The organism is Sphingobacterium sp. UBA6317, assembly GCF_002440385.1.
GTDB lineage: Bacteria > Bacteroidota > Bacteroidia > Sphingobacteriales > Sphingobacteriaceae > Sphingobacterium > Sphingobacterium multivorum.
Genome location: NZ_DJTD01000008.1, coordinates 88,547 through 99,077 on the forward strand (window position 1 = coordinate 88,547; position 10,531 = coordinate 99,077).

Annotated in this window: 11 protein-coding genes and 1 pseudogene; 6 read left to right on the forward strand and 6 right to left on the reverse strand. The window is 40.6% G+C overall.

From position 1 onward, the window contains the following. The first annotated feature begins 109 nt into the window (after positions 1-109). The 6 genes from B3E92_RS02110 (at position 110) to B3E92_RS02135 (ending at position 8,047) form a co-directional block, all read left to right on the forward strand. Positions 110-1,201, forward strand: coding sequence for a hypothetical protein (locus B3E92_RS02110; RefSeq protein WP_198385963.1), 1,092 nt, complete (start codon positions 110-112; stop codon positions 1,199-1,201). 253 nt (positions 1,202-1,454) lie between these two features. Then, positions 1,455-2,951 carry a glycoside hydrolase family 30 protein gene (locus B3E92_RS02115; RefSeq protein WP_070566733.1) on the forward strand — a complete coding sequence of 499 codons (1,497 nt, stop codon included), beginning with the start codon at positions 1,455-1,457 and terminating at the stop codon, positions 2,949-2,951. A 91-nt stretch (positions 2,952-3,042) separates the two neighbouring features. After that, the gene (locus B3E92_RS02120; RefSeq protein ID WP_286833506.1) at positions 3,043-4,203 is read left to right on the forward strand and encodes an alpha/beta hydrolase; all 1,161 of its coding nucleotides are present in this window, start codon (positions 3,043-3,045) and stop codon (positions 4,201-4,203) included. Positions 4,204-4,240: 37 nt separating this feature from the next. Further along, positions 4,241-5,410, forward strand: a complete 1,170-nt coding sequence (locus B3E92_RS02125) for a glycosidase (RefSeq protein ID WP_286709314.1) — start codon at positions 4,241-4,243, stop codon at positions 5,408-5,410. A gap of 23 nt (positions 5,411-5,433) precedes the next feature. Next, complete coding sequence (locus B3E92_RS02130) at positions 5,434-6,849, forward strand: MFS transporter (protein WP_070566727.1); 1,416 nt, start codon at positions 5,434-5,436, stop codon at positions 6,847-6,849. Between the two features lie 28 nt (positions 6,850-6,877). After that, positions 6,878-8,047 (forward strand): AGE family epimerase/isomerase, encoded by a 1,170-nt coding sequence (locus B3E92_RS02135; RefSeq protein ID WP_070566725.1) that lies wholly within the window; start codon positions 6,878-6,880, stop codon positions 8,045-8,047. A 73-nt stretch (positions 8,048-8,120) separates the two neighbouring features. On the opposite strand, the gene B3E92_RS02140 is transcribed toward B3E92_RS02135, so the two are convergent. The 6 genes and pseudogenes from B3E92_RS02140 to B3E92_RS02160 form a co-directional block, all read right to left on the reverse strand. Further along, complete coding sequence (locus B3E92_RS02140; protein WP_088162435.1) at positions 8,121-8,333, reverse strand: Abi family protein; 213 nt, start codon at positions 8,331-8,333, stop codon at positions 8,121-8,123. 1 nt (position 8,334) lies between these two features. Beyond that, positions 8,335-8,454 carry a helix-turn-helix domain-containing protein gene (locus B3E92_RS24335; protein ID WP_115050229.1) on the reverse strand — a complete coding sequence of 40 codons (120 nt, stop codon included), beginning with the start codon at positions 8,452-8,454 and terminating at the stop codon, positions 8,335-8,337. A gap of 102 nt (positions 8,455-8,556) precedes the next feature. Then, positions 8,557-8,787 (reverse strand): annotated as a pseudogene (locus B3E92_RS02145) (IS256 family transposase); the annotation flags it as partial. Positions 8,788-8,900: 113 nt separating this feature from the next. Then, positions 8,901-9,371, reverse strand: a complete 471-nt coding sequence (locus tag B3E92_RS02150; protein ID WP_159333204.1) for a hypothetical protein — start codon at positions 9,369-9,371, stop codon at positions 8,901-8,903. Between the two features lie 43 nt (positions 9,372-9,414). After that, positions 9,415-9,933, reverse strand: a complete 519-nt coding sequence (locus B3E92_RS02155; RefSeq protein ID WP_070566717.1) for a hypothetical protein — start codon at positions 9,931-9,933, stop codon at positions 9,415-9,417. 186 nt (positions 9,934-10,119) lie between these two features. After that, the coding region (locus tag B3E92_RS02160; protein ID WP_286895127.1) for a hypothetical protein at positions 10,120-10,531 on the reverse strand (412 nt) is incomplete at its 5' end.

Genomic DNA, 10,531 nt, shown 5'->3' on the forward strand with positions numbered 1-10,531 from the left:
TATGAGATCTTTATGTAAATTATGGTGTATCTGCTTGATCATATTGTCATACAGCTGCCAAAAAAAAGCTTTTGATCAGGCTGCAGAATCTCTGCCCAAGCAGAAAAAGATGGCTTTGAACAATGGTGTTGCTCCGGCTTCAATCACTGATGCCGTGACTATTTCGGGCAATAAATTTTATGTTGCCTCAAAGCAGATTTTTTTCAATGGTATCAACACAGCCTGGCAAAAGCAAAGCGATTATACTTTAGATTTTTTAGGTAGAAATTTTGATTACACCTGGTGGAGCAATGAGTTTCAGCGTTATAAGGATAATAAAATTAACCTTGCTAGAATCTGGGTGCATGGGTCGGGGAGCCATAGTCCGTCTTTAAACGGTGACGGTCTTGTCACAGGTGCCAGTAGTCAGTTCTGGACAGATATGGACCAACTCGTTCAGATCGCTAAATCAAAGGGAGTGTATCTGCTGGTTACATTTTGGTCATTTGATATGGTAAAGAATACCAGCAGCAAGTACAATCAATTTAGGCAGATCATCAATGACGTCAACAAAACCCAGTGGTATACCGAATATTTTCTTGTCCCCTTTCTGCAGCGTTATGAAAATGAACCCACCATTATGGGATATGATATCTGCAATGAGCCAGAGCATATGTGGCGTGATGCAAACTGTGGCAATTTAAATAAGAACAATGTCGTGCGTTTCATTGCATGGTGTGCGGCCAAGACAAACCAATTTTCTACCAAGCCGGTGACGGTAGGTTCAATGTGGATTATTTTTAACAGCGATAGGTACACATCATGGGATACCTATGGGGGCAATAATTATAGCAATGCAAAATTGCAGGCGCAGTACAACAATTCCAACGCCTATTTAGATTTTTATTCACCCCATTGGTACCAGTGGCAATCCTCCGGGGCGCCATTTACCACGACCATCGGCTATTGGTTAGATAATGGTGATAAACCTGTCTTGATCGGAGAAACACCGGGGTATGATGTCAACAGCTCATCCTATAATAATTCCGGCAATTGGAATATTACTCTGGCCAATTATTACAAACAAAGCTATTGGAACGGGTACGCAGGCGTATGTGCATGGAAAAATCCATGGGAAAATGATAACTACGGTAATTTCAATGCCATTAAAGTGGCTACAAATGATTTTTATGTCAATTATCCGAGTCTAGTTTATCCCTAACAGTGTTGTATTCTAGTGATTGGTAATTGGTGTTAGAGGAGCAGTTTACTGCTTTTTTTACTAGTTTGGCCAATTTGGAGATAAAATAGTATACGCCGTAAGTGATGTTTACGTGTTGTTTTGATGATTTTTAGTTCGAATTGAATTACCTACTGCTAAAATAGTATTAGTCGAGGTAAGCTTTACCAAGTAAATTTGCTGTAGAGATGTTAAAAGATAACCAATTGTAATATTCAGACTAGGCTCACAAATTATGATTATTCGACGACCAAATCCAAAATTATTATATGCCTTATTATTTGCGATCCTATCTGTTTTTCAATTGAAGGCGCAAGAACACAAATTAAACCAGTGGGTGACCCACGATCAGCCTCTTTCGCAGCTTTCCGCAGGGCCGCCGGCAGTATTCGAGCCGACATCACGGGGGCGTCAACTACCTATCGTTATTGACGAAAGACAGGCATTCCAGACTATTGATGGATTTGGGTTTGCGCTGACGGGTGGTAGTGCCCAACTGATACATCAGATGGTACCCGATAAAAGGTCTAAGCTTCTACACGAACTTTTCAGTGCCGGAGATGGAATCGCCATTAGTGCTATCCGTTTAAGTATTGGTGCATCCGATCTAAATAGCTTTGTTTATACCTATAATGATCTCAGTGGTGGCCAGGCAGATCCGGATCTTTTGAATTTCAGCCTGGGGCATGATTACGAACATGTCATTCCTGTACTCAAAGAAATTTTGGCCATCAACCCCAAAATTCAGATTATGGCTTCGCCCTGGACTGCTCCTGTGTGGATGAAAGTGGGACAGCTGTTTCAAGGCGGCTCATTAAGGACGGACTGTTATCCTGTATATGCCCGTTATCTTTTACGTTATGTACAGGAAATGGAAAAAAATGGGATCCCTATTCATATGATCACCGTGCAAAATGAACCACTCAATTCGAGGAATACTCCCAGTATGCCATTTTCTGTATCGCAGATGCGCAATTTTCTAAGAGACCACTTACTGCCCGTCTTTAACAAATTGAAGCCGGATACAAAAATTATTCTTTTTGATCATAATTGTGATAGACCAGATTATCCATTGACCCTGTTGAATGACCCTGCTATTGGTCCATATGTAGATGGATCCGGTTTCCACCACTATGGAGGTGACATTGGTACGATGTCATTGGTGCATCAAGCTAGACCTGACAAAAATATCTATTTTACAGAACAGATGGTCATTCAATCTAGCCAAAGTAAAATCAGCAACCTTGCCTACCAGACCGAACGCCTTGTTATCGGAACCATGCGCAATTGGAGCCGGAATATGATATTGTGGAATTTGGCCGCAGATCCCAATAATGATCCCCATACAGATAATGGTGGATGTGCCATATGTCAGGGCGCACTTACCATTGATGGAGATCAGGTATCAAGAAATGTGGCCTATTACGTTGTTGCACATATTTCAAAATTCGTTCCGCCGGGATCGGTACGTGTTTCCTCCAATGCTCCTTATGATCAAGGTATTGACATTACCACGGACGAGGAAAACGCGGATATCAAACGCGTTACTACAGTACAGAATAGTGGAGTATTGCCCAATGTTGCGTTTCTTACTCCCAAAAAAGAGATTGTCCTGATTGTTGCAAACAGTTCATTCTATGATCGGGAGGTAAAAGTTCAGTATAAGGGTAAATTCAGCATGATCAAGTTAGCTGCTGGAGCAGTAGGCACCTATTGCTGGAAATCAGAATAAAAAATTATGAAACCACCATGAATATTCAAACCACACAGTGGGAAGAATAGATCTGGCGGCCTCATTACCATTGAAAACAAATGATATACAGATGAAAAAACTAATTTTATTGGGCACAGCGTTGTTAGGTCTCTATTTGCCTGTTAAAGCACAGCAGGACGGATCCTCATTTAGCACAGCCGGATGGTGGCAGGCATCGACAGGCAAATTTTCACCTGCGATTGATTCCAGTGGACGGGTTACCTTCCGTGTGAAGGCTCCCCAAGCCAGCAAAGTGCAGGTCGAGATTGGCGACTGGGACATTATGAGATTGGCGATGGAACAGGATACAAGCGGTGTTTGGACGGCATCTACGAGCTCCCTATTGCCAGGTATTTATCAGTATGTATTTGTGGTAGATGGAAAACGTTCTATAGATTTAGCCAATCCTAAAGTCAAATACGGCACAGAAGTGTATGGCAGTGTATTGGAAATTATAGCACGTCAGCCTGCCGTTGATCAGTTAAGAGCCGTCAACCACGGAGAACTCCGCATCTTAACCTATACCGCTAGCAAATTAAATAAGCAGCGCAACCTTTATGTCTATGTGCCACCCCAAGCTGTCCAGTCAACTAAACCGCTGCCAGTTTTATATCTCAGGCACGGTGGGGGAGATGATGAGGGGAGTTGGTTTCGTGATGGGCGTGTTGCGTATATCATGGATAATTTGATTGCCGAAAAAAAAATAAAACCCATGTTGGTGGTTATGACCAATGGTCTAACGGATGGATCATGGGCCGGGGGTAGTTCAGTTGAAGGGATGGATCTTCTTGAAGATGAGTTGCTAAACGACGTGAAGCCGCTTGTCGAGCAACGATTTAATGTGGGTAAGGATAAGTTATCTCGGGCCATAGCTGGTTTATCTATGGGAGGAGGGCAGGCTTTCGTGATCGGTATGCGAAATAAAGATACTTTCCAATATATAGGTCAATTTAGCTCGGGACTTTTGAGTGATCCAGCATTTGATTTTGATCGCTATATCCCCAATATGTCAGCTTTAAAATCTTCTTCCAATAGTCAAGCTGTCTATATCTGGTCCAGCTGTGGTACCAAAGATCCTCGGTACAACGGACATTTAGCTTTTCTCCAGAAGTTGAAAAGCTATGGGGTTGATTATGTCTATGACCAGGCAGATGCTGGCCATGAATGGTCATTCTGGAGGGGACAATTGGAAAAATTTGTCCAACAGATCTTTAAAGAGCACAAGAAATAGAAAATATACAAGAGAAACAAAACTATACTTATAGAAGATGAATTTAATATTTGAAAATCGTAGACAAGCTATCGAACAAGCACATCAGGAACTAATTTCTCGAAAAAATACGCCATTATTGCCAGGAAATGGGATATACGAGCGGTATACCTATCCAGTTCTGACTGCTGATCATACACCACTTCATTGGCGTTATGATTTTGATGAGGAGAGAAATCCCTTTCTGATGGAGCGTTTCGGCATCAATGGGACATTCAATGCTGGGGCAATCAAGTGGCAGGACAAATATATTATGGTTGTGCGTGTAGAGGGTAATGATCGCAAGTCATTTTTTGCTATTGCTGAAAGTGAAAATGGCATAGATGGTTTCCATTTTTGGGATTATCCGATAGATATTCCCGAGACCGAAATTCCAGATACCAATATCTATGATATGCGTCTCACGCTACACGCGGACGGATGGATCTATGGTATTTTCTGTACCGAACGCAAAGATCCCGCAGCTCCTGCTGGTGATCTATCTTCGGCAGTTGCAGCTGCCGGCATTGTACGTACTCGCGACTTGGTCACATGGGAACGCTTGCCAGATTTACAATCCAGCAGTCAGCAGCGCAATGTGGTCCTCCACCCCGAGTTTGTCGATGGTAAGTATGCACTTTACACACGTCCACAGGATAGTTTTATTGATGCAGGCAAAGGTGGTGGAATAGGTTGGGGGCTGGTAGACAGTATGGAAAATGCGGTTGTTTCCGAAGAGAAAATTATAAATCACCGACACTATCATACCATTAAAGAGCTTAAGAATGGGCAAGGGCCAGCGCCCATTAAAACCGAGCGTGGCTGGCTACACCTGGCACATGGCGTACGGATGTGTGCTGCAGGCCTTAGGTATGTACTCTATCTTTTTGTAACAGATCTGGCACATCCCGACCAAATAATTGCTGAACCCGCGGGACATTTTATGGCACCCAAGGGTATAGAAAGAGTAGGAGATGTCTCCAACGTACTCTTTTCAAATGGCTGGATCGCAGACCCCGATGGTACCGTTTATATCTATTATGCTTCGAGCGATACACGGATGCATGTCGCCTTATCATCGATAGACAGATTGCTTGATTATTGTTTTAATACAGCCCAGGATGGATTTCGGTCAGCAGCATCAGTCAAGGTCGTACATACGATCGCTTCAAAAAATCTGAATAGTTAGATTTGTATCCAGAATACCTACTTATGAGAATTGAAAATGAAAAAATCTCGTTGAGAGAGAAAATCGGATATGGCCTGGGAGATGCAGCGTCGTCCATGTTCTGGAAGCTGTTTGGTATGTACCTGATGTTTTTTTATACCGATATTTTTGGTATGGAGGCGAAAGCTGTTGGTACCATGTTTTTGATCACCAGAGTTTGGGACTCGTTGTTCGATCCCATTATAGGTGCACTTGCAGACCGTACACGGAGCCGTTGGGGCAAGTTCAGACCATTCATCCTTTATGTTGCCATACCCTTTGGTTTGATCGGTGCAGCAACATTTTATACGCCTGATTTTTCGCATACCGGAAAAATTATCTATGCCTACCTGACTTATTCCTTGATGATGATGGTGTATTCGGCGATCAACGTACCATATGCATCATTATTGGGTGTAATGAGTCCCTTTCCCAAAGTGCGTAATGTACTGGCTACCTTTCGGATGACATTCGCCTATATCGGGAGTTTTGTTACCCTGCTTTTATTCAACCCATTAATAGATTTTTTCAGTAAGGCGGGAGCAGATCTTACGTCACTTCAGCATGGTTGGTTTATGGCTGCACTAGTTATTGCTGCATTTTCAACGATACTTTTTTTGCTATGTTTTTATTGGACAAAGGAAAGGGTTGTAGAGGTGACGGCGCATCACTCGACATTAAAGCAAGATATCGGAGACTTGCTAAAAAATGGTCCTTGGTGGATACTGCTGGGAGCCGGGGTGGCGGCTCTTGTTTTTAATTCCATTCGGGATGGAGCAACGCTATACTACTTCAAGTATTATGTTGAGGAGCATCAAATCGACCGAATCATGATTTTTGAGGTACCATTTGTATTAAGTGGACTTTATTTGGCCCTTGGGCAAGCTGCTAATATATTAGGTGTTGTATTAGCAGCTCCTGTCAGTAATCGTATCGGAAAAAAAAGCACCTATATGATTGCCATGCTTATTGCTACGGTGGGAAGTATTGCCTTTTACTGGTTGGGCAAAGAAGATCTAATTCTTATATTTTCTCTTCAGGTACTCATCAGTATTTGCGCCGGGAGCGTATTTCCCTTGCTTTGGTCGATGTATGCCGACTGTGCAGATTATTCCGAACTACGCACAGGCAATAGGGCAACAGGTTTGATCTTTAGTTCTTCATCGATGAGTCAGAAGCTCGGCTGGGCATTTGGGACGGCTCTGACAGGTTGGCTATTGGCCTATTATGGTTTTCAGGCCAATCAGCAGCAGAGTGACGAAGCACTTCATGGTATTCGGATGTTCTTGAGTTTTTTCCCTGCAATCGGTACTGTATTATCCGTGTTGTTCATAAGTTTTTACCCTTTGAGCGAAAAACGGATGGATCTGATCCTTAATGATCTAAAGAATAAAAGAGAGGCTGATCTTGAAAAAAAATAGATGAATCAATACATTTAGCTTGAATTAAATGAATCGTTTTAGAGAAATACTTGAAAACAACATACTTCCATTTTGGAGTGAAAAAATGGTCGATCTGGAATTTGGCGGTTTTTACGGAAAGATGGATGGGCATAATCATTTGGTGCCCTATGCTAGCAAAGGAGCTGTTATGCACGCGAGGATCCTCTGGACGTTCTCAGCTGCCTATCGCCAATTTAACGATATATCCTATTTACGAATGGCTGAACGGGCTTACCACTACCTACGCGATAATTTTATCGATAAAGAATATGGGGGAGTTTATTGGGAGCTTGATTATCAGGGCAAGCCCCTCAATACAAAAAAACAGACCTATGCACAGGGCTTTGCACTGTATGGTTTCTCGGAGTTTTACAGAGCTACGGGAATATCCGAAGCTTTGGAGTTATCAATAGATCTTTTTAAGTTGATTGAGCATACTTTTGATGATGAGTCTGGCGGATATTTGGAAGCATTTTCGCGCGACTGGTCACCGATAGCCGATATGCGGCTGAGTGAAAAAGACGAGAATCAGGTCAAGACCATGAATACTCATTTACATATTCTTGAGCCCTATACCAATCTGCTACAGGTGTGGCCAGATGATCAATTAATTTCAGCCCAAAAGGATCTGGTCGATCTTTTCGTTAGCAAAATCTATGATTCGCGTACAGGGCATCTCAATCTTTTTTTTGATCGGGAGTGGAACTCAACAACTGATACCATATCATATGGTCATGATATTGAAGCAGCATGGCTTTTGTGGGAAGCTACTACCGTATTGAATATTCCCGCACTCTCCCAATCCATCAAAGATATTGTGACCAGCATTGGCCTCGCCGCCGTGGAGGGGATCCTTCCTGACGGAAGTATGGCTTACGAATTTAGAGATGGTCATTTAGATGACGAAAGACATTGGTGGGTACAGGCCGAGGCAGTAGTTGGTTATAGCTATCTGTCCAAAATTGTACCTGATTCCAAGTTTTTAGATTTAGCAGAAAATGTCTGGAAATTTATTCAGACAAAACTTATTGATGTTCAATTTGGAGAATGGTACTGGAGTGTATTGCCCGATGGACAAATGAATCGTAACGATGATAAGGCGGGTTTCTGGAAATGTCCTTATCATAACGGCCGGATGTGTTTAGAAATGCTTCGGTTTAATGACCACGTCTGCTAATAATTGATAACCTAAGACTAAACATTTTGTTGAAATTTTCTAACTCTATGTGTAGGTGTTTTAACATTTTGACTCATAGTTCTTTATGGGTATAAAGAAAGGGGGTGCTTTCTATTAAGTGTCCCCTTAAGTGGAGCTGGAGAGATTCGAACAGGTTAGGGGCACTATACCAAAAAGGACCATATTGATGAGACAATATATAAATCATTTTTGCTCTGATTGCGACTTCTATCTTTTCGAGTTCAGCGGTTACCAGCTTACGCAGTCCTCTATCAAAACAATACATGTTAAATGTGGATACGCGAAACGGTCTTGCGGCACATCCCAAGTTCCCTTGAGATCTCCCGCAAAGATTTGCCGTGTTCCAAAAGTGTTTTTATCGTATTGTACATAGCCACTTTATACATAACGCTGAGATTTTATTATACTCTCAACAAGTAAAACCTTAATTGTTTAAGGTGGTGGCATTTTAATGCGAATTGCTGGGGGTATCTATATGCGAATTAACAATTGAGACCTCGGACTGTCTTTTTTGTCTTGCCATTTCGACGATTGCTATTGCCCGAAGCTTTCTCTTCGTTCAAGTGGTTTTCCAGTTCTCCATCCATCATTGATTCCAACAGATGCTTCATTAACGGCGCTAGGACGCCATCATTGGGAGACAAACTTTTACCTTCGTAAAGACCTTGCATGGCTTCTGCCTTGAAGCGTTCAAAGTCGAATGGGTCTTTTTCTTTCATGACCGTGTCGTTTGAATAATTGAATATACATAATCTTATTGAATTATTCCTCTGACACAGTTCATGTTACAGTCTCCATTTCTATAATTAATACACTTTGTGGTACGATGCTGTTACCTCTTTTGTTTTTTCATTTCTTCTATCTCTCGCTTTAGCTGGTCTCGATCTTCTTTCTTGTAAAATTCTAACTCCGTTGCAGAATAATCGTACTTGAATAATCTCGCTTTTATTCTGGTATTATTGACAAAAATACCAAAGTCTATGTTTGCTATAGTGAGAAAACCAGCACTATTTCCATCAATTTCGATACTTCCAAATTTTGTGAGTTTTGCCAGTCTTGTACTGAATGATCCATCTGTGTCTGAAGATACTTTTTTGAGCGTATTTCCTTCCGAGTCTAAAAATCGTATCTCTGCATTGGGTACCTTCCTTTTTTTCTTAGCTTCAGTGATAATGCCTGAAATCGTCACAGAATCTTCCGAATCGTTCTCGTCTAAATAGCTTGAAGATTCGTACCCGCCCAATACTTTATTGTTTATTGTTTTAGGTCTGATGACAGAACATGATGAGAAACAAAAGATCAAAAAAAAGACTAAAATTTTAATAGCCCAGATCAACTTATAACACCTATCTATGTTTTCTATTTGCTTTTTCAACTTCTTTCCTCAACTTTTTCTGGTCCTTTTTTGAACCTATTTCATTAATATACATGGGCTGCCTTGGTAATTTTATGTCTAAGGCGTAGGTTTTAAAATTTGTCGCAATGTAAACATGTTCGATAGTCATCCCCGTTCCAAATGTATCTACAATAATTTTTCCATGGAGCAATCCCTCGGATGGGATCGTTAGCGAAAATTCTCCATTTTTATCGGTGATGGCTGTACCAATTGTATCACTCTCTGAACTAAGAAAGAAAACTCTAGCAGAAGGAACATTTTCATTATTATGGCACATTCTCACTTTGCCTTTTATTAAAGGCGATATCTCATCATCTGTATAACCTTTACCTCGTTGGCTATAGCTGCTGCAGTTGTTTTGGTCTATATCAACCCAGTCGTTATAATTCTTCTTTGTGGAACAGCTAAAGAGTGTTAGCAAAAGAAGAAGTTTAAAACCACAAAGGTTTAACTTTATGCGTAATGCCATTATAAATTTGGACCTTTTTTATATTTCAAATAATAAACAAAAATTCTTTATATGAATAGATTCCGTTGTAAACAAGATGAAATTTTTAGCACCATCAAAAGCTTTTTTTTAACTTGCTTGTACCTACCTCTAAAATCTAACTCATTTCAATATTAATAATTTTTCTGAGTTGATTCTCATTTATATCTATTTATTATTTTGATTCTTGATTTCTTTAATCTCTTTTTTCGAAAGGGGTACTGTGCTTTTCATAACTCCATTTATAATAAACAGTTTCACAGCTATTTCTATTTGTGAATAAAATCGACCCATATCAACTTTTGCGATTTCAAGTTCACCTAATGAATTTCCATCGGATCCATTTATATTAATATTCCCGACAGTAGGTTCAGTTTTTATGGTAAACTTAAATCTTCCTTTACTATCAGCTGTTTTTTTAGCAATTAATTTATTATTTGTATCCCGAATTTCAATTTCTGCATTTGGTACTATTTTATTACTTCCTCCCATGCGCACCTCTCCCTGAAGTGATATTATTCCTTCAAGATCTTTATCATCTTTTAAATATTTTATATTTACAATCGAAAACCCTGTGCTG